22 protein-coding genes are annotated in these 25,142 nt (G+C 61.6%); 4 read left to right on the top strand and 18 right to left on the bottom strand.

All coding sequences use genetic code 11. The features are described 5' to 3' along the window. Positions 1 to 12: 12 nt before the first annotated feature. The 15 genes from ftsZ to ACP8KU_RS03710 form a co-directional block, all read right to left on the bottom strand. Positions 13 to 1,362: a cell division protein FtsZ gene (ftsZ, locus tag ACP8KU_RS03780; protein ID WP_484483997.1), complete on the bottom strand. Its 1,350-nt coding sequence runs from the start codon at positions 1,360 to 1,362 to the stop codon at positions 13 to 15. A 310-nt stretch (positions 1,363 to 1,672) separates the two neighbouring features. After that, positions 1,673 to 2,344: a cell division protein FtsQ/DivIB gene (locus tag ACP8KU_RS03775; protein WP_005278429.1), complete on the bottom strand. Its 672-nt coding sequence runs from the start codon at positions 2,342 to 2,344 to the stop codon at positions 1,673 to 1,675. Next, positions 2,344 to 3,807, bottom strand: coding sequence for a UDP-N-acetylmuramate--L-alanine ligase (murC, locus tag ACP8KU_RS03770; RefSeq protein ID WP_005278427.1), 1,464 nt, complete (start codon positions 3,805 to 3,807; stop codon positions 2,344 to 2,346). The genes ACP8KU_RS03775 and murC overlap by 1 nt, the downstream gene beginning before the upstream one ends. Beyond that, a complete protein-coding gene (murG, locus tag ACP8KU_RS03765) occupies positions 3,808 to 4,917 on the bottom strand; it encodes an undecaprenyldiphospho-muramoylpentapeptide beta-N-acetylglucosaminyltransferase (protein ID WP_005278426.1) in 1,110 nt (369 codons plus the stop codon). A gap of 20 nt (positions 4,918 to 4,937) precedes the next feature. Continuing rightward, positions 4,938 to 6,338, bottom strand: coding sequence for an FtsW/RodA/SpoVE family cell cycle protein (locus tag ACP8KU_RS03760; RefSeq protein ID WP_484483996.1), 1,401 nt, complete (start codon positions 6,336 to 6,338; stop codon positions 4,938 to 4,940). Positions 6,339 to 6,363: 25 nt separating this feature from the next. After that, positions 6,364 to 7,761: a UDP-N-acetylmuramoyl-L-alanine--D-glutamate ligase gene (murD, locus tag ACP8KU_RS03755; protein ID WP_484483995.1), complete on the bottom strand. Its 1,398-nt coding sequence runs from the start codon at positions 7,759 to 7,761 to the stop codon at positions 6,364 to 6,366. A 39-nt stretch (positions 7,762 to 7,800) separates the two neighbouring features. Continuing rightward, the gene (gene mraY / locus ACP8KU_RS03750) at positions 7,801 to 8,913 is read right to left on the bottom strand and encodes a phospho-N-acetylmuramoyl-pentapeptide-transferase (protein ID WP_005278411.1); all 1,113 of its coding nucleotides are present in this window, start codon (positions 8,911 to 8,913) and stop codon (positions 7,801 to 7,803) included. Between the two features lie 30 nt (positions 8,914 to 8,943). Then, a complete protein-coding gene (locus ACP8KU_RS03745; RefSeq protein WP_284640516.1) occupies positions 8,944 to 10,473 on the bottom strand; it encodes a UDP-N-acetylmuramoyl-tripeptide--D-alanyl-D-alanine ligase in 1,530 nt (509 codons plus the stop codon). 2 nt (positions 10,474 to 10,475) lie between these two features. Continuing rightward, a complete protein-coding gene (locus ACP8KU_RS03740; RefSeq protein WP_023030486.1) occupies positions 10,476 to 12,011 on the bottom strand; it encodes a UDP-N-acetylmuramoyl-L-alanyl-D-glutamate--2,6-diaminopimelate ligase in 1,536 nt (511 codons plus the stop codon). A 9-nt stretch (positions 12,012 to 12,020) separates the two neighbouring features. Then, the gene (locus ACP8KU_RS03735) at positions 12,021 to 13,889 is read right to left on the bottom strand and encodes a peptidoglycan D,D-transpeptidase FtsI family protein (protein WP_484484151.1); all 1,869 of its coding nucleotides are present in this window, start codon (positions 13,887 to 13,889) and stop codon (positions 12,021 to 12,023) included. A gap of 211 nt (positions 13,890 to 14,100) precedes the next feature. After that, positions 14,101 to 14,865, bottom strand: a complete 765-nt coding sequence (gene ftsL / locus ACP8KU_RS03730) for a cell division protein FtsL (RefSeq protein ID WP_484483994.1) — start codon at positions 14,863 to 14,865, stop codon at positions 14,101 to 14,103. A 62-nt stretch (positions 14,866 to 14,927) separates the two neighbouring features. Then, positions 14,928 to 15,968 (bottom strand): 16S rRNA (cytosine(1402)-N(4))-methyltransferase RsmH, encoded by a 1,041-nt coding sequence (gene rsmH / locus ACP8KU_RS03725; protein ID WP_023030483.1) that lies wholly within the window; start codon positions 15,966 to 15,968, stop codon positions 14,928 to 14,930. A gap of 168 nt (positions 15,969 to 16,136) precedes the next feature. After that, a complete protein-coding gene (mraZ, locus tag ACP8KU_RS03720; protein ID WP_034654127.1) occupies positions 16,137 to 16,571 on the bottom strand; it encodes a division/cell wall cluster transcriptional repressor MraZ in 435 nt (144 codons plus the stop codon). 440 nt (positions 16,572 to 17,011) lie between these two features. Further along, the gene (locus ACP8KU_RS03715; RefSeq protein WP_023030482.1) at positions 17,012 to 17,413 is read right to left on the bottom strand and encodes a DUF3040 domain-containing protein; all 402 of its coding nucleotides are present in this window, start codon (positions 17,411 to 17,413) and stop codon (positions 17,012 to 17,014) included. Positions 17,414 to 17,543: 130 nt separating this feature from the next. Continuing rightward, positions 17,544 to 17,987, bottom strand: coding sequence for an SAV_6107 family HEPN domain-containing protein (locus ACP8KU_RS03710; RefSeq protein ID WP_005278401.1), 444 nt, complete (start codon positions 17,985 to 17,987; stop codon positions 17,544 to 17,546). Positions 17,988 to 18,222: 235 nt separating this feature from the next. Between ACP8KU_RS03710 and ACP8KU_RS03705 the strand changes: the two genes are divergently transcribed. From ACP8KU_RS03705 to ACP8KU_RS03695, 3 genes are read left to right on the top strand one after another with little or no spacing between them, the layout of a single operon-like run. Next, positions 18,223 to 18,777, top strand: coding sequence for a GNAT family N-acetyltransferase (locus tag ACP8KU_RS03705; RefSeq protein ID WP_034658166.1), 555 nt, complete (start codon positions 18,223 to 18,225; stop codon positions 18,775 to 18,777). Positions 18,778 to 18,828: 51 nt separating this feature from the next. Then, the gene (locus ACP8KU_RS03700; protein WP_023030480.1) at positions 18,829 to 19,908 is read left to right on the top strand and encodes a polyprenyl synthetase family protein; all 1,080 of its coding nucleotides are present in this window, start codon (positions 18,829 to 18,831) and stop codon (positions 19,906 to 19,908) included. 8 nt (positions 19,909 to 19,916) lie between these two features. Beyond that, positions 19,917 to 21,440 carry an alpha-(1->6)-mannopyranosyltransferase A gene (locus ACP8KU_RS03695; protein WP_005278393.1) on the top strand — a complete coding sequence of 508 codons (1,524 nt, stop codon included), beginning with the start codon at positions 19,917 to 19,919 and terminating at the stop codon, positions 21,438 to 21,440. Here the strand turns inward: ACP8KU_RS03695 and ACP8KU_RS03690 are convergent. After that, complete coding sequence (locus ACP8KU_RS03690) at positions 21,409 to 21,813, bottom strand: Rv2175c family DNA-binding protein (RefSeq protein WP_005278391.1); 405 nt, start codon at positions 21,811 to 21,813, stop codon at positions 21,409 to 21,411. The two genes, ACP8KU_RS03695 and ACP8KU_RS03690, sit on opposite strands and share 32 nt — an antisense overlap. Before the next feature lie 10 nt (positions 21,814 to 21,823). On the opposite strand from ACP8KU_RS03690, the gene ACP8KU_RS03685 reads away from it, so the two are divergent. Next, positions 21,824 to 23,179 carry a protein kinase domain-containing protein gene (locus tag ACP8KU_RS03685; RefSeq protein ID WP_005278389.1) on the top strand — a complete coding sequence of 452 codons (1,356 nt, stop codon included), beginning with the start codon at positions 21,824 to 21,826 and terminating at the stop codon, positions 23,177 to 23,179. Between the two features lie 8 nt (positions 23,180 to 23,187). Here the strand turns inward: ACP8KU_RS03685 and ACP8KU_RS03680 are convergent, their stop codons facing one another. Together ACP8KU_RS03680 and ACP8KU_RS03675 are read right to left on the bottom strand one after the other, a co-directional pair. After that, entirely contained in the window at positions 23,188 to 24,576 is a 1,389-nt protein-coding gene (locus ACP8KU_RS03680; RefSeq protein WP_005283913.1) for a class II 3-deoxy-7-phosphoheptulonate synthase, read from the bottom strand. 44 nt (positions 24,577 to 24,620) lie between these two features. Next, positions 24,621 to 25,130 (bottom strand): polyadenylate-specific 3'-exoribonuclease AS, encoded by a 510-nt coding sequence (locus ACP8KU_RS03675; protein WP_484484150.1) that lies wholly within the window; start codon positions 25,128 to 25,130, stop codon positions 24,621 to 24,623. Positions 25,131 to 25,142 lie beyond the last annotated feature (12 nt).

Raw genomic sequence — 25,142 nt, 5'->3', positions numbered from 1 at the left:
AGCGGTTTGCGCTTAACGCATGAAGGACGGCACATCGAGATCATCATCGCCATCATCATCGCGGCGCTGGCTTGGCCGGGACAGGCGGTAGTCTTCGCGGCGCTCCTCGCGGAAGCGATCGGAGTTGGTAAACAGGCCGGTGGACTCGCTGCGGCGCTCCTCGGGGCGGCGTTCTTCCACGCGGCGGTCGTCGTACCGGCGATCGTCTACGCGGCGCTCATCAGCGCGGCGGTCCTCCACGCCACCCTGGCCGGCGCGCGGCTCATAGGAGTGGCGCGGTGCGTAGGCATCGGCAGCGGGCTGGGCAGGTGCCGGGGTGGCGGAGTTGCCGGACTCGCGGTCGCGGTTATCAAAGAGCGAGCCGGGCTTGCGCTGCTCGGGGGCGCGCTGGGCGGATGCGGCCTGGGCGGCATTGGCCTCGGCGTCGAAACCGGTAGCGATGATAGTGATGCGGATTTCATCGCCCAAGGTGTCATCGATGATGGTGCCGAAGATGAGGTTGACGTCTTCATCGGCGCGCTCTTCGACCATGGAGGCCGCGGAGTTAACCTCGTGCAGGCCCAGGTCGGAGCCGCCGGCGATGGACAGGAGCACGCCCTTGGCGCCTTCCATCGTGGATTCCAATAGCGGCGAGTTGATGGCCTGCTCGGCGGCGGTCATGGCGCGGTTATCGCCCCGTGCGGAGCCGATGCCCATCAGCGCGGAGCCGGCATCAGACATGACGGAGCGAACGTCAGCAAAGTCGACGTTGATCATGCCCGGGATGGTGATCAGGTTGGTAATACCCTGGACACCATTGTGCAGAACCTCATCGGCCGCGCGGAAGGCTTCCACGATGGAAAGCTCTTCCCCACCGAGCTGCATCAGGCGGTCATTCGGAATAACGATGAGGGTATCGCAGACCTCGCGCAGCTCCTCGATGCCGGCCATGGCCTGGCGGGTACGCCGCGCACCCTCGAACTTGAAGGGGCGGGTGACAACGCCCACGGTCAGCGCACCCATCTTCTTCGCGATGGAAGCGACTACAGGTGCGGCACCCGTACCGGTGCCGCCGCCCTCGCCGGCGGTAACGAAGACCATATCGGAGCCCTGCAGGGCGTCCTCGATTTCGGACTTGTGGTCTTCCGCGGAGGTCTTGCCCACCTCAGGGTTAGCGCCTGCGCCCAACCCGCGGGTGGCCTCGCGGCCGATGTCGAGCTTGGTATCGGCATCAGAGAAAATCAGCGCCTGGGAGTCGGTGTTGATGGCGACGAATTGGACGCCCTTTAAGCCTTCTTCGATCATGCGGTTCACGGCGTTGACGCCGCCGCCGCCGACGCCGACGACCTTGATATCCGCGAGATTGTTGTTGGAAGAGATCATGTGAGCAGGTCTCACCTTTCGCTACTTTAAGTCTGCACGTGCATTAAACGAGGATTGTATGCGCTTCACGAGCGTGAATCGCGTTCCCCTCCATCTTTAACGACACACCTGTAATTTTCATGCTCATTTTACGCGTGTCGGGACTCTCAAGTACCACTTTAGGGTTGCTGGCCTGCGGTTTTGTCCGCCACTTCCGCACCATTGACACCACCTAAAAGAGAAAATAAAAGACCCTGCAGCGCATACGCTTCGGGCGCGGCGCGGCAGGGAAACTTTCGGGTCTATCGAGGCCTCCACCGAGGTATCTACCCTATCCGCGGGTAGTGACCAATTCGGGGTTAGAAATATTCCATTCTCGGCCCTCCATCTTCAGCACGGTGGCGAAGGCGCGGGCCTTATCATCGTTATTTTTATCGCTCGCACCCCAGAAAATGCGGCGATCATCCTTGGTAGTGAACTGCAAGGAGTAGGAATCGGTGACCTCGAGGGTGGCGACTTGGTGGCGCACGTCATCAGACAGTGCGGCAATGGCAGCCACCGCGTCTTGGGCCTCGGAGGAGCCACTGTCGATGTCCCCGGTAAGTTCTACCGCACCTTCAGGCGGCTCTGCGGAAGTAAATTCCTCGCCCTTGTCATCGATGAGGTAGGTGGTGTCGTCTCGCTTCACGAAGGCGACGGGTTTATGTTCCTGCACGGAAATGGTCAAGGTCGAGGGCAGATCGCGCGAGACCGTCACCGAATCCGCCCAGTCCAGGCTCGCAACGCCACTGGCGGCCTCGTGCGCGTCCACCCGCAAGAGGTTTTCGCCCTCGGGCACGCCCGCGGCCTCCTGTACCTGGGCGGCATCGAGCTGGTGCACGCCCTCCACCTCAAAGTTTTTCACCTTGAAGATGGGCAGTGCCCATACCGCGGCGCCCACCACCAGCACGAGGGCGAGCAGGCCGCCGATGATGCCGAAAATGAGTTTCTTCGACACCCGCACTAGTGGGCTCGCAATTCATCGAGGATTTCCGCGGCCACGAGGGTGATGGAACCGGCGCCAATAGTCAAGATGATATCGCCCGGCTGCGCGATGGAGACCACGTCCTTGGCTGCGGCGGAAAAGTCTGGCTCGAAGATAACCTCCATCTCTTCTGGCATCTTATTGGTGATAATGCGCGAGGTAATGCCTTCCACGGGTTGCTCGCGGGCGCCGTAGATGTCGAGTACAACGGCGGCATCGGCAAGCGCAAGCGCCTGGGCAAACTCAGCGTCGAATTCCATGGTGCGCGAGTACAGGTGAGGCTGGAAGCAGGCGATGACGCGCCCGCCATTGCCCTCGGCCGCGACCTTGGCGCGCGCGGCCCGCAGCACCGCGGCGACCTCGGTGGGATGGTGGGCATAATCGTCAAAGACGCGGACGCTGCCGCCCTGCCAATCCACGCTGCCCCGGTATTCAAAGCGGCGGCGCACGCCGCTGAAATCCGCAAGCCCCTCCGCGATGGTGCTGGGCTCGCCACCGGATAGCACGCCGGCGATCAGCGCCGCCATGGAGTTGAGCACCATGTGGTGGCCGGGGATCTGCAGCTGGTAGCTCACGGATTGCTCCACGCCGGGCAGGGAAAGCTGCACGGTGCACGCCATGCCGGCGGCGGTGGTCTCCTCCGCGGTCAGCGTCGCGGCAAGCGGAACGGAGGTGGTGCGGGCCTTTTCCGCGCCGCCATAGCCGATGACGTTGATGCCGCGGCTAAGTGCCTGCTCACCTATCTCGGCGGCATGCTCGTCCTCCGCGCAGACGACGAGGTAACCGGTATCCGGGGTGACCAGGTCCGCGAAGTCCGCAAAGACCTTGAAGTAGGCGTCCGCGGAGTGGAAGTAATCGAGGTGGTCCGGCTCCGCGTTGGTGATGACGGCGATATCGGGGCTATAGCGCAAGAGCGAGGCATCGGACTCATCGGCCTCGGCAACGAAGGCCTCGCCGGTGCCGCCGTGCGCGTTGGTGCCGGCGCGGTTGAGCTGGCCGCCGATGGCAAATGAGGGATCCAGGCCCGCGTGCTGCATGGCGCTGACGGCCATCGAGGTTGTCGAGGTCTTGCCGTGCGTGCCGGCCAATAGCACCTGGGTGTGGCCCTCCATCAGTGCGGCGAGCAGATCCGAGCGGCGAATGAGCGGGATATTATTACCCCGCGCTGCGACGAGCTCCGGGTTATCCTGCGGAATCGCCGCGAAGGAGGTAACGACGGTGGTGGGCAGCTCGCCAGAAAGCTTGAGGTTGTCCGCAGCGTGGCCGATGGCTACCTTGGCGCCCATCGAGCGCAATACCTCCACCGGGGTGGAGTCCTTCACATCGGAGCCGGTCACGACGGCGCCGCGGGCGGCGAGGATGCGGGCAAGACCCGACATGCCGGAACCACCAATGCCGATGAGGTGGACGCGGCTGAGATCGTACTGTGCGGGATCGGTCATTTACTTATCCTTCTTTCCTGCCTGCAGTTCTGCGTCCTGCACGCGGGTGGCGATGCGGTCAGCGATGATATTCGCCGCATCCCCCGCCTTAGACTGGGCGGCGGCCTGCGTCATGGATTTCAGGCGCTCTGGATCATCGAGGATGGCGCGGACCTCTTCGATGAGGCGATCGGCGCCCAATTCGGCATCGGCAATCTGCACCGCAGCGCCGGCTTCTACCAATTCGCGCGAGTTCAGCGCTTGCTCGCCATTGCCGTGTGGCAGCGGGACGTAGATGGCGGGAAGGCCCGCGGCAGAGACCTCTGCCACCGTCATCGCGCCCGAACGGCACACCACAAGGTCCGCCGCAGCGAGCGCACCGGCCATGTCATCGATGTACGGCAATGCGGCGTAGTTCGGGTGCGGCTTAGGCGGATCGTTTTTCTTGCCATAGGCGTGCAGCAGCTGGAAGTCCTTGGTGAGGTCCTCTGCTGCGCCCGCCACGGCGCCATTGATGCTGGCCGCACCCTGGGAACCGCCGGTAATGAGGATGGTGGGCAACTGCGCCAAGTCCCACTTCGTGCGGGCATCCGCGGCGGTATTCCCGTCCTTATCCGCGGCAGACGCGGCCAGGCTGGGGCGCACCGGGATGCCGATGACCTCGCCCTCCATGCCCGAATTGGCGTGGGCATTAAGGCCAATGCCGCCGAGCTTGACGCCCAGCTTATTGGCCATGCCTGCCAGGGCGTTGGTCTCGAGGACATAGAAGGGAATGCCTAAGGTCTTTGCAGCGATATAGGCCGGCCCGGAGACATAACCACCGGTACCAAAGACGACATCGGCCTCGACGTCCTTTAAGACCTTGCGCGCCTGGCGGACGGACCGCGCAAGCTTGACGGGGAGCTTGGCCAGGTTGGTGCTCACCTTGCGGGGAATCGGCACGGGGGTAATCAGGCGCAGGTCCACGCCGCGGGCGGGAATAATATCGCTTTCCAGCCCCTTTTCGGTCCCTAATGCCGTAATCCGGGCGCCGTAGCGCTCGCGCAAAGCTTCACCGACGGCAAGGGCGGGCTCAATATGTCCTGCAGTGCCGCCACCTGCAAGGACGACGGAAATTGGCGTGGAATTCATAGCCTAAAGGCTACCAGCGCCTACCGCCTCGGGCGGTGCTCGGCGCGCGGATACCTCCGCCCGCTTCCGGTCACCGGCCGGCCGTAGCGCTCGTCGCGCACCCGCGGACGGGGACCCTGCGGCTGGGAGTGACGGCCCCGCGATTTCTTCTTCGCCGCCGGCGGCTCCGGCTCGCCGATGAAAAAGAGGCGATCAAATAGCGGGCGCCCGAAGTTCTGCATGGCAGAAATCTGCATCGGCTCATGGCGGGCCACGTTGCACAAGATGCCCATCGAGCCGATCGTAATAATCGCGGCCGTACCACCCGCGGAAATCATCGGCAGCTGAATACCGGTCACCGGCAGCAAGCCGACGACATAGGCGATATTGATAAACGCCTGGGTCACCACGCCGATGGTCAGCGTCGCAGCCAGCAGGGATTGGTATTGGTTCTGCGCGCGGGTGGCGGTGCGCAGCCCCACGTATCCCAAAGCGGCGAAGAGGAGGATCACCAGCGCGCCGCCCCACAGGCCGAGCTCCTCGCCCACGATGGCGAAGATGAAGTCATTCTTGGCTTCTGGCAGGTAGAACCACTTGGCGCGGGATTGGCCGAGGCCAACGCCCCAGAAGCCGCCATCGGCAAGCGAGAGAAAGCCCTGGTAAGACTGGAAACCCGTGCCCTGGGTATCGGAGATATTGCCAAAGAGGGCATCGAAATAGGTGTGGAAACGGTGGGAGCGGAAGCCGCCGATGAGGAAGACGGCGACCAGGCCCAGCACACAGAGGATGCCGATGATGATGGGCACCCGCCTGTTGACGCCGGCGAAAAAGAGCGTGAAGACCACAACGAGGGCGAAGGACAAGGCCATGCCCAAGTCGCCCTGCCCCACGATGAGCAGGAACATGAGGCCCGCGATGAGCGAGTACATCATGAACGGGTCCGAGAGCTTGAGGGAATGGTGTTCCTTATCCGCGAGCACCGAGGCGCCAAACATGCCCACCGTGATGCGCGCCAACTCGGAAGGCTGCAGGGAAATCGGGCCAATGTAGATCCACGACTGGGAGCCCACCTCCTCACGGCCGGTACCGATGCCGGGGATGAGCACCGCGATGAGCAGCAGAATGGAAAGGGCCAATAGCCACGGGATAAATTTACGCAGCGTATGCGGGGAAACCTTCAGGCCGAGCCAGAACGCGCCCAAGCCGATGATGACCATGGCGGTTTGGCGCAGCGCCTGGTTCCACACGCCGCCATCTTCTGTCAGCGACGTGGCCATGGACGAGGAAAAGACCATGACCACGCCGATGCCAATGAGCGAGAAGATAATCAGGCGCAAAAGCAGATAATCCAGGCCGGGATGCTGGCGGGCTTGTTCGCGCACTTCATTAATCCGCTCGCGCGTGCTCTTTGCGCGGGGGCGCTGCGGGGAGGTGGCCGTCATGAAGTCTCCTAATTTTGAAAAAGGTCTAATGCGCGCGGGCAATATCCCGCGCCGCCGCGGCAAAAAGGTCGCCGCGTTGGGCCATTCCGGTGTACATATCCAACGATGCCGCAGCCGGCGCCAAGAGGACGGTATCGCCCGGCTCGGCGTGTTGCGCGGCGGCGCCCACGGCAGCATTCATTGCCGCCTGCGGGTCGGTATCCTCGATGAGCTCAACCGGGGTTTGCGGGGCGCGGCGGGCCAGGGTTTCGGCGATGATGCTCTTGTCGATGCCCACCAGCACCGCCGCCTTCAACCGCGCGGCGTGGGTGGCGATGAGCTCATCCACGTCCGCGCCCTTGAGCTGGCCGCCGGCGACCCAGACCACCGAATCGAAGCCTTCTAGGGCGGCATCGGCCGCGTGCGGGTTGGTGGCCTTGGAGTTATCGATATAGGCCACCCCGCCGTGCTCGTGGACCACGGCGCCGCGGTGGCCGACCACCGCATAGGCGGCCAGGCCCTCCTGGATGGCGGCGGGGCTAGCGCCTGCCAAGCGGGCCACGCTCGCGGCCGCCGCCGCGTCGAGGACACCCGCAAGGCCCGCCGGCTCGATGCCCTCGGCGGAGGCAAGATCTAAGGCGTCCTCGCCTTCCAGCCTGGAGACCAAGCGCCCGGCGCTCACCCCTACCTCACCAGTGGCCGGTTCGCCGGCGGTAAAGCCGTATACGCCGTCGATTCCAGCGGCATAGCGGCCCGCCGCAGCATCGTCTTTGCCCACCACGGCGCGGGTGCCGTGCAGGGCCTTGGCTTTGGCGCTCGCATAGGCATCAAAGGAACCGTGCCAATCTAGGTGGTCTTCGGCCACGTTGAGCAGCACGCCGACATCGGGGCGAAGCTCGCTGGACCAGTGCAATTGGAAGGACGAAAGCTCGGCGCACAGGATGTCGACCCGCGGGGAGGCGGTCAGGGCATCAAAAAGCGAGACGCCAATATTGCCCACGGCTTGCGCGCGCAGCCCGGTGCGAGCGGTATCGGCCTGCATGATTTTGGTCAGCATTCCCGTGGTGGTGGTCTTGCCGTTCGTGCCGGTGACAACGAGCCAGGTTCGCTGCGGTCCGAAGACCTCGGCGCGGTCGAGTCGGTAGGCCAGCTCGACATCGCCGATGACCTCCACGCCGGTGGCCTGGAAGGAATCTAAGAGGGTGGAATCGGGCCGCCATCCCGGCGAGGTCACCACCAGGTCATAGTCGCCCGGTGCCGGGACGTCGGTTGATACCGTCGCTACGCCGAACTCTTCCGCCAGGGCCGCTAGGGCAGCGGCATTGGAATCGGCGACGGTGGTATCCACGCCGAGGCGCGCGAGCATCGCCACGCACCCGCGGCCAGAGACGCCGGCTCCTGCGACGAGGACACGCCCGCGCAGAAAAGGTGGTAGCTCAGCCATGATGAGTGCCTCAATCCTTAAGTATCTAGTGCCAAAACTTTATTGCAGGTTTCCGAAGCTGACTGCAGAGAGCCAATCGCCGTAGAAGATGCAGATGCCCGCCATCGCGGCCATCGCGCTTAATAGCCAGAAACGCGTGACAACCGCAGTCTCTGCCCAGCCACCATTTTCAAAGTGATGGTGGATGGGCGCCATGCGGAAAAAGCGCTTGCCTGTCGTACGGAAGACCACGATCTGGATGACCACGGAGACCGTCTCGATGACGAAGATGGCGCCGATGATGATCATCAGCAGCTCGGTGCGGGTGGTCACAGAAAGGCCGGCGACGAGGCCGCCGAGCGCGAGCGAACCGGTATCGCCCATGAAGATTTTCGCCGGTGCGGCATTCCACCACAGGAAGCCGAGGCAACCGCCTAGGCCCGCGGCCGCGAGAACCGCGAGGTCAAGAGGATCGCGGACCTCGTAGCAGCCGGCGGCCGGGGAAATCGAGCACGAGTTGCGGAACTGCCAGAAGCTAATCAGCGTATAGGCACCCATCACCATGGCAGTGGTACCGGCGGCGAGGCCGTCCAGCCCATCGGTCAGGTTGACCGCATTCGACCACGCGGCGATGAGCAGGTACAAAAAGACCAAGAAAATGATGGTGCCAATAACGGCGCCGCCGACGGCGATATCGAAGGTATCGAAGTCGCGGACGAAGGACAGGTTGGTCGAGGCAGGGGTTAGCCCATTGGCATCCGGGAATTGTAGGGCGAGGATGCCGAAGATGAGCGCGATGGCCAGCTGGCCTACGAGCTTCGCGGTTTTATTGAGGCCGAGGTTGCGTTTTTTAAATAGCTTGATGAAGTCATCGGCAAAACCCAGGCCGCCGAGTCCCATGGTCAAGAAGTAGACCAATAACCCCGAGGGACTAAATCCACCGTTGCCGGTTGCGCGGGCATAGATTCCCACGATGAGGTAGGCCACCGTGATGGCCAGCAAGATCGCCAGACCGCCCATCGTCGGGGTGCCCCGCTTGCGCAGGTGGAGCTGCGGGCCGTCTTCGCGGATTTCTTGGCCTTTTCCGACGCCAGAAAAATACCGAACCAAAACTGGGGTGGTAAAAATCGCGACGAGGAAACTAACGACGCCCGCGATAATGATCTGAGTCATTGCTAGAGATCTTTCTCCTTGAGATAGGGACTAACGGCGATTGAGCTGTTCTGCCACGCGCCACAGGCGCTGGGCATTCGAAGATTTCACGAGGACGACGTCCTTGGCCGCGCGCGCGGACCAGTCCTCCACCCCGGCAGGGGCTACCCGCAGGATATTTTCTACGGCCGCCGTCGCGGCCTCAATATCGGGGCAGAGTTCGGTCTGGATGCCGTGCCCGTGCGCGGCCTCCACCATGGCTACGGTATGCGCTCCCTCTCCTACCGCAACGAGGTGATCCACGTGGTACTTAGAGAGCACCGATCCTAGGATGCGGTGGGCTTCGACGGCCTCGCCGCCGAGCTCGCCCATCTCCCCCAGCACCGCGATGGAGCGGGCATCCGGGCGGGCCGCGGAGGTATAGGCCAAAGCGGCAATCGCCGCGTGCATCGAATCCGGGTTGGCATTATAGGAGTCATCGATGACGGTGACGCCATCGCGGCGGGTGCGCACGTCCATGCGGTGCGCCGAGCTCGTCTGATGTCCGCTGAGCGCACGCGCGGCAACGGCGGGTTCCACGCCCGATTCGATGGCTGCCGCGGCCGCGGCCAGGGCATTAGAGACCTGGTGCTTGCCAAAGACCTGCAGCTTAATGCTCATCGGCTCGACGCCGGGGGCGTGGAAGGTAAAGGACGGGCGGGCGACATCGTCAAGCTCAATGTCTGTGGCATAGTACTGCGCATCCGCGGCCTGCGGGCGATTGGCGGAATAATAGACCACCTTGGCCTGCGTGCGCGGTGCCATCGAGGCGACGAAGGGATCGTCCGCATTCAGGACCGCTACCCCGCCGTCTGCCGCGGCTGGCAGGGCCTCAATGAGCTCGCCCTTGGCCTGGGCGATATTTTCACGCGAACCAAACTCACCCAGGTGGGCGGTGCCCACGTTGAGCACCACGCCCACCGTCGGGGCCGTGATCTCGGTCAGGTGGCGAATATGGCCGATGCCGCGCGCGGACATCTCCGCCACGAGGAAACGCGTATGCTCATCGCAGCGCAGGGCGGTATAGGGAAGGCCCACCTCGTTGTTAAAAGAGCCGGGCGGGGCGACGGTTTCGCCCTCGGCGCGGAAGATGGTAGCCAGCAAATCCTTGGTAGAGGTCTTGCCCGCGGAGCCGGTAACGCCGACGATATCCAGGCCCTGTTCCGCGGCGAGGCGGGAGGTCACCTCGCGCGCGAGATCGGATAATGCCCCAATCACAGCGGCGGCGGAGCCATCCTCATCGTTGGCATAAATATCGGCATTGGCGGCGTTACCGGTCACGCGGCCTTGGGGCTTGACGATGATCGCCGGTACCCCCACCGGCCGAGCGGCCAGCACGGCTACGGCGCCCTGCTCTATGGCTTTTTCGGCAAAATCATGGCCATCGACGCGGGCACCGGGTAGGGCTACGAACAAGCTGCCGCTGGTGACCTTGCGCGAATCAAACTCCACGAAGCCGGTCACGCGCTCATCGGGATCATCAACGCTATCCAGGCTACCGCCGGTTATCGCGGCGATATCTCCAATAGAAAGTGGAATCATTACTACTCCTTCGTATCCCTAAGAGTATCGCGATGCGCCGTTCCCGCCAGCTTTTCCTCAATGGCGCGCGCCATTTCCTCTCGGTCATCAAAGTGCAGGGTGCGCTCGCCCACGAGCTGGCCTACCTCATGGCCCTTGCCGACGACGATGATGGCATCGCCCGGCTGCGCCCAATCCACCACTTCATCGATGGCGCGTGCGCGCGAGCCCTGCTCCCGAATATCGGCATCCGGCGCAGCCCGGCGAGCGCCTTCAATGACCGCCGCGCGGATTGCGGCTGGGTCCTCGGTGCGCGGATTATCATCGGTCACCACCGTAAGATCCGCCCGGGTGGCCGCAGCCTCTCCCATAATCGGGCGCTTGGTGCTATCGCGGTCACCGCCGGCGCCCACGACGACGCCGACGCGACCGGAAGTGCCCTCCAATTGCAAGCGTAGGGTATCGAGCACCGCAGCGATGGCCGCGGGCTTGTGGGCATAATCCACCACGGCCACAAAGTCCTGCCCGCGGTCGATCCTTTCCATACGCCCCGGAACGGCGACGTTTTCCACGCCGGTCAAAAAGACCTGTGGGTCTTCGCCCACCGCAGTAGACATCCCTAGGGCGAGCGCGGCATTGGCGATATTGAATTCGCCGGGCAGCGGCAGCCGGAAGGAATAGTCGGTGCCGTCTAGGTTGAGGTCAACCTCCTGCGCACCGGTCGCCTCGGTAGCCGTCTGCCGGGCGGAGATCGTGGCATCGCCTGTACGCGTTGCCACCGTCGTTACCGGGGAACCGGCGTCTTCTATCATTCCGCGGAGGCGCTCGCCCCACTCATCATCAACGCAGATGACCGCGCGCTCGGCGGCCTGCTCTCCCAGAAATAGCCGGGACTTGGCCGAAAAGTACTCCTCCATCGTGGGATGGAAATCCAAGTGGTCCTGGCTAAGGTTGCTGAAGCCAGCCACGGCAAAGTTGGTTCCGCGCACGCGGCCGAGCTCCAAAGCGTGGGAGGAGACCTCCATGACCACGTGGGTCACGCCCTCATCCCTCATGCGAGCGAAAAGCTCTTGCAGCCGTGGCGCTTCCGGCGTGGTCAAAGAGGTGGGCACCGGCGTGCGATTGATGCGGGTACCGGTGGTGCCGATTAGGCCCACGGAGTGGCCGGCCTGCAATAGACCGGCTTCGAGGAGGTAGCTAGTCGTGGTCTTGCCGGAGGTTCCGGTAATCCCCAAGACCGTGAGATCGCGGGTGGGGTGTCCATAAATTTCTGCCGCAATCGGGCCTAGGACGACGCGGATATCGTCTACCACGATGATCGGGCGGGTTTCGTTAGCTTGGCGGAGGTGGTCGAGACCGGGGGCATCGGTAAGCACCGCGCCCGCCTTGGTATCCCCGGCGAACTGCGCGCCGTGCACCCGCGTGCCGGGAAGGGCCGCAAATAACGCGCCTTCGGGAAGGCTCGCGGAATCTAAGCCGCACGCGCTGACCTCTACGGTGCCATCACCGATGACGCGTCCGTGCGAAAGCTGCGCAAGTTTTTCTAAGGAAACAGACATTTCAAGCTCCTATTGTTCCCGCAGGGTCATCCGCGGCGCTGGTTTCGAGGTGGGAATATTATCGCGATTGAGCAGCCAGGAAGAGATATCCCGGAAGATAGGCGCCGCGGACTGGCCGCCGCCGCCATTGTCTTCCACGCCGGACTTGGGCTCATCGAGCATGACTGCGACGACGAATCGTGGGTCATCGGCAGGCGCAATGCCCGCAAAGGTGATCCAGTAGGCGGAATTAGAATACGCCCCGGAATTGGGATCCACCTTTTGGGCGGTGCCGGTCTTGCCGGAGAGCTGGTAGCCGTCCAATTGGGCATTCGCAGCCGTACCGTTTTGCACGCCAGCATCGTCATCTTGGAAGACGGCGCGGAACATATCCACCGCAGTCTTGGCGGTTTCCTTGTCCACTACCTGGGTCTTTTTTGGCTCGGGTAGCTTTTCCGTCTCGCCGTCAGGGTCTTTGATCTCGTCAATGATGCGCGGTTCGATGCGCTCGCCGCCGTTGGCCAATGCTTGGTACACACTCGCCATCTGTAGCGTCGTCCACGCCTGGCCCTGGCCGATGGGCAGGTTGGCAAAGGTACCACCCGACCACTGCTCTTGATCTGGCACCGTGCCGGCGGATTCATTGGGCAACTCAACGCCCGTGGTCGCGCCCAAGCCGAACTTCTTCAAGTACTCCGCATACTTCTCGGGCCCAAGCTTATCCGCGATCATCAAGGTGCCCACGTTGGAGGACTTACCAAAGATGCCGGTGGTGGTATACGGCTCGGTGCCGTGAGGCCAGGCATCGTTCACGGTCACGCCGGCCATGTCGATGGAGCCTGGAACCTGGTGCACCTCATCCGGAGTGGTAATACCCTCCTGCAGAGCTGCCGCCGCCGTCACTATCTTGGCAACGGAACCCGGCTCATAGGGGTGGGAGATGCTGCGGTTCTCGAAGTCCTTGCCCTCCTTGAGCTGGTCTTCGATATTCTTATTCGGATCCACCGTATCGGTATTAGCCATGGCGAGCACCTGGCCGGTCGCGGCATCAAGCACCACGGCCTCGGCACCCTCCGCCTGGGAATTGGCCTTGGCCTTTTCCAGCTTTTGCTGGACGTAGGTCTGCAGATCCAAATCCAGGGTGAGGGTGACATCGCGGCCATCGACGGCATCCACGACATCGCGCAGGGTGCCGGGAATGACCTGCCCATCGGTGGACACATCCTCCGTGGACTGCCCATCGATGCCGGTCAATTCGGTATCGCGGGCCGCCTCAAAGCCGAATTGGCCGTGGCCATCCATAGAGACCTTGCCCACGACGTTTTCTGCAATCGCCCCGTTCGGGTACTGGCGGATGTCTTGCCGGTCAGCCGCCACACCGTGGTACTTATTGGAAATCTCTACGGCGACATCCGGGTCCACATTGCGGACCAGGACCTCGTACTGCGTATCGGCCTTGAGCTTGTTTTTAATGTCGTCCGCATCGACCTTGGAGGCAGAGGCACCCGAATCCTCAATCATCTTCGGGATGCCCTCAGCCATCTCCTTGAGCTTGTCCTCCATTTGTTTGGTGAGGTACTCATCCTTCTTGCCCTCATCCATGCCCTCGAGTTTTCCCTCGGAGGTGGCTTCCATCTTGGCCTGCTCTTTGAGCTCATCGCGCAGGCGCGTGGGAGAGACAGTCAAGGAACGAGACTTCATTGTATAGGCCAAACGCTGGCCATCCCGGTCCAGGATCTCTCCCCTGCGGGCCGGGTCAATATAGACGCGTTCGCGCTGGGTGACGGCCTTCGCCGCAAGGTCCGGGCCCCAGACTAATTGGACCCACGCAAGGCGCCCGCCCAAGGCGACGGTGGCGACGACAACACAGGTCAAAATGATGCGCAGGCGCTGGCGCATGATCGCTTTTTGGGGCACAACAGAGCTAGCAGCGCGGCGCGGCCGCGGACGGTACCCACGGTTGCCACCATTATTCGGTGCAGTCACGGTGCTCAGTCACCTTCCCTTCGCCGCCACAGGTTCTTGCGTGTATCGATTGTGCCCTACAAGATGGGCAATGCCCGCGCTACCACGCGCGAGCACAGAGAATTTCACCACTTATTCTGTCCGTTTAATCAGCCTGGCTGGTGTACGGCGCGCGGGCGGGAAGGTTGGGGCGATTATCGTCTGCGCTATCGCGATTGTCGGCGTCATCGCCTCCGCGGTGCTCATCCCGGTTTTCGTCCGCATCGTTGCCGCGGGCATGTTGCTGCTGCCCGCGCGGCACGGCGTTCAGGGAATCAGACATCCCCTCCGTATCTTTCGGGTCGCTCGAGGCTTGGCCCGGGCGGATGGGTTCACCGTTGACATCGATAAGCTTTTCCGTATCCGGGGTGCCTTCGCGCTTGGCGATGATCTCGCCATCCCCGCCGATCTCAGTCACGCCGGGTTGCTTGGGCACGGCCATGCCCAATTCATCCGCGCGGCGGGCAATATCCGCCGAGGAGCTTAAGTTTTCTGCGTCCCGGTTCAGCGACTCAATCTGGTTATCCAACTGCGATTCCTGCACCGTCAGCTGCTGGATTTTAAACGTCTGCGAGGTGGACAAACCAGATAGCCACATGGCCAGCGCTACCCCGCCGATGACCAAGGTAACGGCCAAGACAGCAACGCGGGTAAAAGCATTATTCTGCTTCGTCTGCTGTTGCACTCGCCGGCCGCGGAAGCTGACGACCTGCTTCGAACCAAGCCGCTTCGCACCGCGGTGCGGAACCCGGGTACGGCTAGGAGCCGTCCGGCGCACCGTTTTCCCGGTAGCCCTAGTGGCGGTGCGCTCGCGCACAGCGGTAGGCGCTCCGGTGTCGATTCCGGTGGTGAAGTCTCGGCTGGCGCCCATGCTGCGAGTGGCCTCTCTGTCGCGGCTGTCCGTCAAGTGCTGGTTTCGGCGTGGGATGGTGCTCATTTCTTGCCTCCCGGTGGTAAAAATTCTGGCGTGCCTTCAAGCCGTTCAAGGGCGCGCACGCGCACCGACGCGGCGCGGGAATTTTCTTCTACCTCCGCCGCGGATGCCTTTTCGGCCCCACGGGTTACCGTGGCGAATTCCGGTGCGGTGCCCGGCAAATCCATCGGTAGACCGGCAGGCGTGGTGGACGTAGATAACTCCTTGAATGCTGCCTTTACGAGGCGGTCTTCCAAGGACTGGTAGCTCATAAAGACCGCGCGCGCCCCAATAGATAGCGCACTGGTGATGACGGGAAGCACATTTTCAATGGCCTCCAACTCGCGGTTGACCTCTACCCGCAGCGCCTGGAACGTACGCTTTGCCGGGTGCCCACCCGTGCGGCGCGTTGCCGCCGGGATGGTCGAGTATAAAAGCTCAACCAAGCGGCCCGAGGTGCTAAACGGTTCCTTCTCGCGCTCCTTGAGCACGGCGGAGGCAATCTTTCCCGCGAAACGCTCGTCACCATAGGTCTTGAGAATCCGCGCCAAGTCCCCGTGCGAATACGTATTGAGCACATCAGCGGCGGTAAGTCCATGGCTCGGATCCATCCGCATATCCAGCGGTGCGTCCGTCTTATAGGCAAAGCCGCGCTCTGCCTGATCCAGCTGCATGGAAGAAACGCCCAAATCGAAGAGGGCTCCCGCAATACCGTGGGCGCGGGCAGCATCAAAGATATCGCCCTCGCCCTGGGCAATCGCGGTACCCAGCTCATCGAAGCGTGCATTGACCGCGCAAAAACGCGGGCTGAAGGGCTCTAGCCTCGCCGAAGCATTCTGCAATGCCTGCTCATCGCGGTCCACACCGATAACGCGTGCCTGCGGAAAGGTCTGGAGGAAGTACTCGCTGTGGCCGCCGGCACCTAAGGTGGCATCGACAAGCACAGCCTGCGAGCCCGCAGCCTCTACCCCGGGGCGCAGGAGCTCCGCCATGCGCTCGCGCATGACCGGCACATGGCCGTGGTTATCCGCCACATCGTAATTAAGGTTAGTTGTAGCCATGTCTCCCCGCGTCCCCCTTTCTGATTTCCGCTGTGCAGGACTTCCTATCGTGGAAAGCACGACGAGTGCATATAGGGCCCTGTCCGAGGCAGGTTTCTGATATCGGGGAAGTACACCAGAATCATCCGCCTCGGACAGAGTCCTTACACGCACTCGAGATGCGGGCGCTTACAGCAAGCCCGCAAGTACGTCATCGGCATCTGCTGCCGAATAAGCATCTTCAGTTTGCGATTGATACTCAGCCCACGCGGCTGCATCCCAAATTTCGAGGAAATCTACCGAGCCAACCACCACGCACTCTTTGGACAAACCCGCGTACTCACGGTGGCCTGCGGACAAGGTGATGCGACCATGCCCGTCGGGCCGCTGTTCGTCCGCACTTGCAGCCAAGTTACGAATGAAAGCGCGCGCTTCCGGATTGGTTCGAGAAACCGCCGCAGCCTTCCGTGCGCGTTCGGCGAACTCTTCGCGCGGGTACACGGCCAAAGAATGGTCCTGCCCCTTGGTAACCATCAGGCCACCGGCGAGCTCGTCGCGAAATTTTGCAGGAAGCGTTAAGCGCCCTTTGTCATCAAGTTTCGGAGTGTAGGTTCCGAGAAACATCCCGGCGTCCACCTTCCTCACTCGACAACTCCGGATTCCCTCACGTCAGAAGAGAGTTTTTCAACCCCATTCCTCCGCTGCGCCCCACTCTACCCCACTTTCCCCCACATGCCCCACTTAAATCGCCATATTCTCAGCAACACAAAAAGTATGCGCAGTTAAAAGGGTGTTTTTCCGGTGGGAAGAAATCCCGCGCCCCACCTTGACAACCCCGAAAATCCACCCCTTTAGCCCCACTTACAACATCAAGATCGCCCCACCTCATACATCACTTACAGCGCAATGCCTGCATATTGGACCTGCTACTGTCCTCTACCACCCACAATCCCCCACCGCGCCGCGGTTTTGGTCAGAAGGTGGGGCAAAGTGGGGAATTTTGGTAAGGCGTAAAAAATCCCCAGCCACCCTTCCTGGTGACTGGGGAAATGGAAAGTTCGCGGCTAGCTTTCTTCAAAGCGCCGACGGAAGTTTTCTTCCAGCTTGCTGCCTACCCCACTATTACGAGACGAGGCTGCCTTCTTTGACCGCCCATTGGTGGACTTTTTCTTTCCGCCACCAGCAGGCCGATCGCCCCGGAGCATCCACACGCCGGAAGCGAACATGACTAAGAACCCGGCGATGGACAACGCAATAAACCACAAGCTTTGCTGCGCCAAGGCCACGCCGCCAACAAGCATGCACAGACCAACCACGATGAGCGCAATCCCACGCAGCGTAACTGCGCCGCCGGAACCGCCGATCGAGGTAGATTCAGACACAGAAGCGCCAAATTTAGGATCGTCCGCTAATAACGATTCCTCTATTTCACGGAGCGTGCGTTGCTCCTGCTCAGAAAGAGACACTATTCCTCCAACTAGGGACTGGGCTTCGGCCGATATATCTTCTACCAATACTAACGTCCAGAGTAACCAGTATGTTCCCCAAAAGGTAGTTATTCCCCTCAACAGTGATTATGGCGCCGCTATGCTGCTGCTATGCCGCAAAGGATCCCAGAATCGTCTCGGCTTCACTCTCATCTAAAAATTGCGCCGCCTGCTGCATTAACCCGTAGACATATTCCTCATCCGGCGTTGCATCCAAGCCAGACGCCACCCGGGCACGGGTACGAGAGTAGGACTTAAAAGCCTCGGCCCACTGCTTTTCCTCGGCCCCCACCAAAGCCAAGCGGTCCCACGCGCTCGTTGGCAGACGCCGGCGGCGAGAGACCACCGATACAGCTACTCGCGCACCCGCCGTACGCAATGCGGACTGATAAGCCACCTCCAGCGCCTGGTCAAAGCGACCATCCGCCGCATATCCCCTCGCCCGATCCAGAAGCTCGCGAGCCTGGAAAAGAAAGTGGGCCCGCTTCGCGCCCTGCTTGCCAGCAAAGCGACCGGTAGAGCGGGACTGCGTTGCCGAAATAATCTGTGCCATTGTTTTTCTCCTGTACTGCGCTAATAACTAACCGTGTTCGATTGCCGCTCACTTTAAGCAGCCAACCGGACATCCACCCCCTAGTCTAGTTCACCTGTTCGAATTACTCAAGAGTTTTACCAGTCATAACTGCCTACAAATCGAACACAGTTCGAAATCCCTTAGGGCTCGATGGAATAACCCCGCCCCCACCCTTGTCCGCCGGTGGACATGCGTATCTGGTGTGATAGATACCGTGAGTTTCGAAATCCGCCGCTTAACCCCGCAAGAGTTCTCTATGCTGGCTCCCCAACTCGTGGAGATCTACATCGAGGCCATGGGATATGACCCGGTCACGTTTTCGCGCAGCGTGGACAATTGGCGGGCGGATTCCATGCGGCCCGGGTTTACAGCGCTTATTGCTGCGCATGACAACGGCGTCGTGGGAGTGGCCTATGGATTTTTGGGCTCACCAGATACTTGGTGGGATTCCGAGCTGCGCCGCGCCCTGCGCCGCAACGGCGGGCCAACTGAGTCCGAATGGGGCATGCTGCGCAGCTATTTTGAGGTGGCTGAAGTGCACGTGCTGCCGTCTTTTCAAGGCCACGGTTTAGGTAAGCAGCTACTCGAAGGGCTCTTATGGAATATCCCTGCCCGATTTGCCTTATTGTCAACGCCGGAAGCACCACAGGAAGCCAACGGGGCTTTTCGCCTCTACCGGTCTGTGGGCTTCTTTGATGTCGTGCGCCACCATCGCTACCCCGCGGATCCCCGACCCTTTGCCATTTTGGGAGTGGTCCTGCCGCTATAAACCTGTGTTATTTCTTCTCGGCCCAAGGCGGTATCGTGTGGAGGTGTGACTATGACGAATATTCCTGAGCTTGCGGATATCCCCGGCGCGGTGCGCGAAAAACTGGCCATCTTCTTGGACCAGCGCCGGGATCACGTGGCAGAAATCGGCGCCCCGGTCAGTACCGCTATGAGCTTTTTGGAATCATTCGTCCTCGATGGCGGGAAAAGGGTGCGCCCCATGTATGCGTGGGCGGGCTACCTCGCCGCCGGCCGTGGTTCGGAATCCCCAGAGGCGATGCTGCGCGCGGCATCCTCGCTGGAGTTCATCCAAGCCTGCGCGCTTATCCACGATGACATCATTGACGCGTCGAATACGAGGCGTGGGAAACCGACGGTGCATCGGGAAGCAGAGCGCCTTCACCGGGAATCCGATTTCTTAGGGGATCCGGAATTCTTTGGCACGTCCGTGGCCATCTTGGTGGGCGATTTTGCGCTGGTCTACGCCGAGGATATGTTTCAGGATTCTGGGCTCAGCTCGGAGGCTTTGCAGCGTGCGCGCGATCCCTGGCGGGGAATGCGCACCGAGGTCTTGGGCGGCCAATTGCTCGATATTTCCCTCGAGGCAGCCGGTTCGGAATCGGTGGCGCTGAGCAATTCCGTCAACCGCTATAAAACCGCCGCCTATACCATCGAACGGCCCCTGCATTTGGGCGCTGCCATCGCGGGGGCAAGCGATGAACTAATCTCGGCTTTCCGCGGCTATGGGCACGATATCGGCATCGCGTATCAGCTCCGCGATGACCAACTGGGGGTCTTTGGGGATCCCGAAATTACGGGCAAGCCCGCCGGCGACGATCTGCGAGAGGGCAAGCGCACGGAGCTTCTTGCCTTAGCGCTACAGCGCGCCGATGAACGCGACCCCAGCGCCGCCGCTACTCTGCGGAAATTCATCGGCCGCACCTCCGATACGCAGGACTTGCTGCGCCTGTCCCAAATCATTGCGGATTCCGGCGCCCCTGATGAGATTGAGCGCCGCATTACCGCGTTGACGGAATCCGGGTTGGCCCATCTGCGTGCGGCGAATGTGGATCCGCAGATCACCGAAACGCTAGAACACCTAGCCATTCAGGCGACGACGCGCCAAAAGTAGGTATCACCGTGGCCAAAACCTACTCCTTGCCAGTCCCCCGCGCACTCCCGCTGGGCCTCGTGGCCTCGTGCGTGCTCCTTTTCTCGTCTTTTTCTGGCGGCTCAACCCGCAACCGCGGCGGCGTGCTCGAAGCGCTCAATATCGGATTCTTATCGTATGGTCACGGGCGCAACCTCGGGTTGGTGCTGTATTGGGTGGGCATTTTCCTCCTCGCCGCCGCCTGGGTGCTTGCCGGGCGCATGATTATTCGCAAGCAGCTTAAACACCCGCGCCCGGAGGGAGGGGTACGCGAGTTACAACGCATCCTTATCGCATGGGTCACCCCACTGCTATTCGCCGGCCCTATGGCTTCCAGGGACGTGTATTCCTACCTCATGCAGGGCGCCATGGTCCGCGATGGATTCGACCCCTATACCGAGGGCGCCGCCGTCAACCCCGGGCCCTTCCTGCTCGAGGTCTCACAAGACTGGCGCAATACCACCACCCCGTATGGACCGCTGCACCTGTGGATTGGCAAAATCGTCACCACCGTCGTGGGCGATAATGTCACCGTCGGCATCATCATCTATAAGCTGCTTTCGCTATCAGGCTTTGTCCTTATTGCGTGGACGGTCCCGCGGATCGCCCGAAAGCTCGGCGCGGATCCGGCGGTCGCGCTGTGGATCGGCGTTGCCAACCCAGTCATCATCTTGCACCTTATCGGTGGCATGCACAATGAATCCCTCATGGTCGGCCTGGTGTCGTTGGGGCTTTTGGCCGCGCTGCACCAGCGCTTCCACGCCGCGCTGCTGCTAGTCGGCACGGCGGTGGCGATGAAGGCTACCGCGATTTTTGCCGCCCCCTTCATCGTCTGGCTGATGCTGCACCGCTACGCGCCCAAGGGTTCTACCGCGGCGCGCACCGCGGTGGTTTTCGTCTGCTCAGGGCTCATCGCTGCCGTGGAAATCATCGCGTCCGTGGCGCTTATCACCTGGGCCTCCGGCACCTCATGGGGCTGGCTATCCCAGGTCAGCGGCAATTCTAAGGTGATTAACCCCTTGGCGGGCCCGACATTGGCCGCGGACATCATCGTCCCGGCGGTCCACATTTTTGACCCGGAGGCATCCTATAACGCCATCCTGGGCGTCCTGCGCACAATCGCGATGGTGTGCATGCTCATCGGGTTGGTCATCGTGTGGTGGCTAAGCCGGCACACGGCCCGCGATGCCATTATGGGCACCGCGGCGGCCTACCAGGTTGCCTTCGTCTTCAACTCGGTGACCCTGCCGTGGTACTACGCCTCCATCTTCACGCTCATGGGCACCTTCCGCCCGCCGTTGTGGCTGCTGAAGTTTACCTCCGGCGTAGCGCTATTTATCAGCTTGAGCTTTTCCGGCGACGGCAACCACCAGCTCTATAACTGGTTCTGGGTCATTGGCCTCATCGTTGTGTCCTGGTCCGCAACGCAATGGATGTTCGATGGCGTGAGCCAAAAAGGCCCTCAACTCCCCAAGCGCTGGGTTAAAAAGCAGACGCCTGCGCCCGCCGAATAACCTCGCGCGCCAGGTGCCCGTGCAGGGCGTCGATGGGCCGGCCAGGCAGGGAGTCATCTGCGGTAAATAGGTGGCGCAGGATCTCTTCGTCGTCATAGCCGCCATCGGTAAGCACGGTGATAACGCCCGTGACGTGCTTGGCAATGCTCCCCTTGTCATTGAAGAATGCCAGCGGCACGCGCTTGCCTTCGGGCGAGTCCCAGACAATGAATTTGCGGTCCTGGAGCAAGTCATAGGCGCGGGTGATGGGAAGGCCCAGCTTGTCTGCCACCTGCTGCATGCTGAGCAGCTCTTCGCCGGCCAATAAGGAATTCAGGGAGTTTTCTGCGTTAGTCACGCCACCTACTTTAACGCGACCTAGGGGATCGGCCATACTGGGAGGTATGACTAGGTTGGAAATTGGTGACGTGTTGGAAGACCGTTACCGCATCGATCGCCCCATCGCCCGCGGCGGTATGTCTACCGTCTATCGCTGCGTGGATATGCGCTTGGGCCGCCAAGTGGCCGCAAAGGTCATGGATGAGCGCTATGACGATGACCCGATTTTTATCAAGCGCTTTTCCCGCGAGGCCCGCGCGATGGCGCGGTTGCAGCACCCCAACCTCGTGGCCATTCATGATTTTTCCGCTGACGGCGAGCCCATTTACCTCATCATGGAGCTCATCGATGGCGGCACCTTGCGCGAGCTGCTTGCCGAAGGCGGCCCCCTTACCGTCCCTGCCGCTTTATCGACGCTGCGCAGCGTGCTCCAGGGCTTGACCGAGGTGCACTCCACGGGGCTTATCCACCGCGATATTAAGCCCGATAACGTGCTCATTACCTCTCATCACCGGGTGAAATTGGGCGATTTCGGCTTGGTACGTGCGACGAATGCGCAAGCCACCTCAAATATGATCGTCGGCACCGTCTCGTACTTGGCACCGGAACAGGTCACCGGCGAGGATATAACCCCCGCTACCGACGTGTATTCGGCCGGCATCGTGCTCTTTGAGCTCCTGACCGGAACCGTGCCATTTTCCGGGGATACTCCGATCGCGCACGCCACCGCGCGCCTCTACGATGATGTTCCCGCCCCATCCACGCGCGCTGAGGGCGTGCCCAAGCTTGTCGATGCCCTCGTGGCCACCGCCACCGCCCGCGATCCCCGCGAGCGCTTTGCCGATGCCGGGGAGTTTTTGGATGCCATCGAGGATATTTGCCGGGAATTGGATCTGCCCACGGTGACCATCCCGGTTCCCCGCAATGCGGCCGCCGCGCGCACCGCACAAACGCCGACGGATTATTCCGGCATCGGCGCTACGGATGTATTTGAGCCCACGCGGACCATCCCGCAAGGCGCTACCGAGCATTTAGACGGCGGGCCCACCGAGGTCATTCCCCCTGAGCCCGAGCCGGATCCGCCGCAGCCAGACTTTGAAACGCGCCTCGATGTCCCCCAAGCGCCCGTCGACGATTCCCCCGAGCCGCCGCTGGCACCTGCTCCAGCACCGTCCCCGGCCCCGGCTCCTGTCCCCGACCCAGCACCCGCTGCGGGCGTGGGAGCAGCAGCGCAGTCTGCTGCGCAGCCGCCGGCACAGGCGGCAGAAGAAGAACCCGCCGAGCGGCCCCTGACCAATCGCCATCCCGCCTCACTGCTGGTTTTTCTCCTCGCAGTGGCGGTGGCAACCGGCGCGGTCGCTATCAGCGGGTGGTGGTTTGGTTCCTCCTATTACGAAGGAACCCCGTCCCTCTGGGTCTAGGTGGCGCCCTAGTTCCGCAGCATCTCCGCGATGAGGAACGAGAGCTCGAGGGACTGCTGCGTATTCAGGCGCGGATCCACGGCGGATTCATAGCGGCCCGGCAGGTCCAGATCGGTGATGTCCTCGGCTCCACCCAAGCATTCCGTCACGTCTTCCCCAGTGAACTCGAGGTGCACGCCGCCCGGGTGGGTGCCCAAATCGCGGTGTACCTCGAAGAAGCCTTGCACCTCGTCGACGATCTTGTCGAAGTGGCGGGTCTTGTACCCGTTGGACGAGGTAAAGGTATTGCCGTGCATGGGGTCGGACTGCCATACCACGGTGTGCCCAGAATCTTCGACGGCCTTGATGATGGGCGGCAAGACGCTGCGAACCTTGTCGTGGCCCATGCGGGAGATGATGGTCAGGCGGCCTGGCTCGCGGTTGGGATCTAGCTTTTCGGCGTATTCCACGGCCTGCTCTGGAGTAGCGCCAGGCCCGAGCTTGATGCCCACCGGGTTGCCGATCATGGCAGCGAAATTAACGTGGAAGTCATCCAGACCACGGGTGCGCTCACCAATCCACACCTGGTGTGCGGAGAGGTCATAGAGCTTGGTATCGCCATTATCGTCTTGGCCCAAGCGCAGCATGGAACGCTCATAATCCTTGAGCAGCGCCTCGTGCGAGCAGTAAATATCCGCCGAGTGCAGGGTGGAATCCTGCACGCCGCACGCATTCATGAACTTCAAGCCATTTTCAATTTCGCGGGCCAAGTCCTGGTAGCGGGCACCCGCGCGCGATTTGCGGACGAACTCGCGGTTCCATTCATGCAGGCGGTAGAGATCCGCGGTGCCGGAGGAGGTCAGCGAGCGCACCAAGTTCATGGCGGCAGAAGAGTTAGCGTAAGCACGGATCATGCGGGCAGGATCGTGGCGGCGATCCTCATCGGTGGGGTCCACGCCATTGACGATGTCCCCGCGGTAATTTAATAGGCCATTCGCATCCGTATCCGAGGAACGCGGCTTGGCATACTGCCCAGCAATGCGCCCCAGCTTCACCACTGGAACAGACGCGCCATAGGTCAAAACGACGGCCATCTGCAGCAGGGTCTTCACGTTGCCGCGAATATGCGGCTCGGTATTCGATTCAAAGGTCTCGGCGCAATCGCCGCCTTGCAGCAGGAAGGCGTTGCCTAGTGCGACATCGGCAAGCTGCCGCTTGAGCTTCTCAATCTCTGGGGCAACCACAATAGGCGGCACCGACTCGAGAATCTTGCGCACGTTATCGGCTTGGGTGGGATCCCAACTGGGCTGTTGCTTCGCATCGCGCTTGATGACGTCCTGGAAGACCTCCTCGATGCCCTCAGGCAAGGGCGGAAGATCAGGCAGAACACTTTGGGGAATATCTACTGTCCAACTCACTCTTCCATTTAACCATTTAATGCCTGTCGCTTGGTAGTTAACTGCTAGAAATTGATTCTATTACCCTTGGACAAGGGCAAGACCTCGGTGCAGGCGCGGAATTTGGCGAGGTTATGGCGGGCATCGACAAGCGCATCGTGATTGCCCTTAGGCACGGCCGGCAAGCTAGGGCGGCCAGCGAACTCCCACAACTGCTTCAGCTCGCGGGTATAGCGCGGCAGGCGCTTGGGCAAGCTCGCCATATCGCCCCACAGCTGCGCCAATACCACGTGGTCATACGCGCCAACCCAGGCCCACAGCTCAATGGGCGTAGAACTACGCGTGAGAAACTCCAGCACTTCCGTGCGGATGGTACGCGCCGGCTTCCATGCGGAATCGTGGGGGCTGGGCAGCTTGGCCAAGACGTTTTCCTTGACCCAGGAATTGGCCCTGGACGGATCAAAATCCGTGGATACGGCATAATATTCACTTCCGTTCTCACCGACGATGCCGATGGAGACCAGTTCAATGGTCTTGCCATCCTCGATAAATTCGGTGTCATAGAAGTAACGCACGTTTTCCCAGCC

Source organism: Corynebacterium sp. LaCa_282, assembly GCF_057198125.1.
Note: the sequence above shows the minus strand (reverse complement) of the source record. Positions and strands in the feature narration are given on the sequence as shown.

Bases quoted from the DNA above. Each gene is read 5' to 3' on its own strand.
- ftsZ (WP_484483997.1), bottom strand. From the start codon at position 1,362: ATGATCTCTTCCAACAACAATCTCGCGGATATCAAGGTCGTCGGCGTC.
- murC (WP_005278427.1), bottom strand. From the start codon at position 3,807: ATGACCGATCCCGCACAGTACGATCTCAGCCGCGTCCACCTCATCGGC.
- murG (WP_005278426.1), bottom strand. From the start codon at position 4,917: ATGAATTCCACGCCAATTTCCGTCGTCCTTGCAGGTGGCGGCACTGCA.
- ACP8KU_RS03760 (WP_484483996.1), bottom strand. From the start codon at position 6,338: ATGACGGCCACCTCCCCGCAGCGCCCCCGCGCAAAGAGCACGCGCGAG.
- murD (WP_484483995.1), bottom strand. From the start codon at position 7,761: ATGGCTGAGCTACCACCTTTTCTGCGCGGGCGTGTCCTCGTCGCAGGA.
- mraY (WP_005278411.1), bottom strand. From the start codon at position 8,913: ATGACTCAGATCATTATCGCGGGCGTCGTTAGTTTCCTCGTCGCGATT.
- ACP8KU_RS03745 (WP_284640516.1), bottom strand. From the start codon at position 10,473: ATGATTCCACTTTCTATTGGAGATATCGCCGCGATAACCGGCGGTAGC.
- ACP8KU_RS03740 (WP_023030486.1), bottom strand. From the start codon at position 12,011: ATGTCTGTTTCCTTAGAAAAACTTGCGCAGCTTTCGCACGGACGCGTC.
- ACP8KU_RS03735 (WP_484484151.1), bottom strand. From the start codon at position 13,889: ATGCGCCAGCGCCTGCGCATCATTTTGACCTGTGTTGTCGTCGCCACC.
- ftsL (WP_484483994.1), bottom strand. From the start codon at position 14,865: ATGGGCGCCAGCCGAGACTTCACCACCGGAATCGACACCGGAGCGCCT.
- rsmH (WP_023030483.1), bottom strand. From the start codon at position 15,968: ATGGCTACAACTAACCTTAATTACGATGTGGCGGATAACCACGGCCAT.
- mraZ (WP_034654127.1), bottom strand. From the start codon at position 16,571: ATGTTTCTCGGAACCTACACTCCGAAACTTGATGACAAAGGGCGCTTA.
- ACP8KU_RS03710 (WP_005278401.1), bottom strand. From the start codon at position 17,987: ATGGCACAGATTATTTCGGCAACGCAGTCCCGCTCTACCGGTCGCTTT.
- ACP8KU_RS03700 (WP_023030480.1), top strand. From the start codon at position 18,829: ATGACGAATATTCCTGAGCTTGCGGATATCCCCGGCGCGGTGCGCGAA.
- ACP8KU_RS03690 (WP_005278391.1), bottom strand. From the start codon at position 21,813: ATGGCCGATCCCCTAGGTCGCGTTAAAGTAGGTGGCGTGACTAACGCA.
- ACP8KU_RS03685 (WP_005278389.1), top strand. From the start codon at position 21,824: ATGACTAGGTTGGAAATTGGTGACGTGTTGGAAGACCGTTACCGCATC.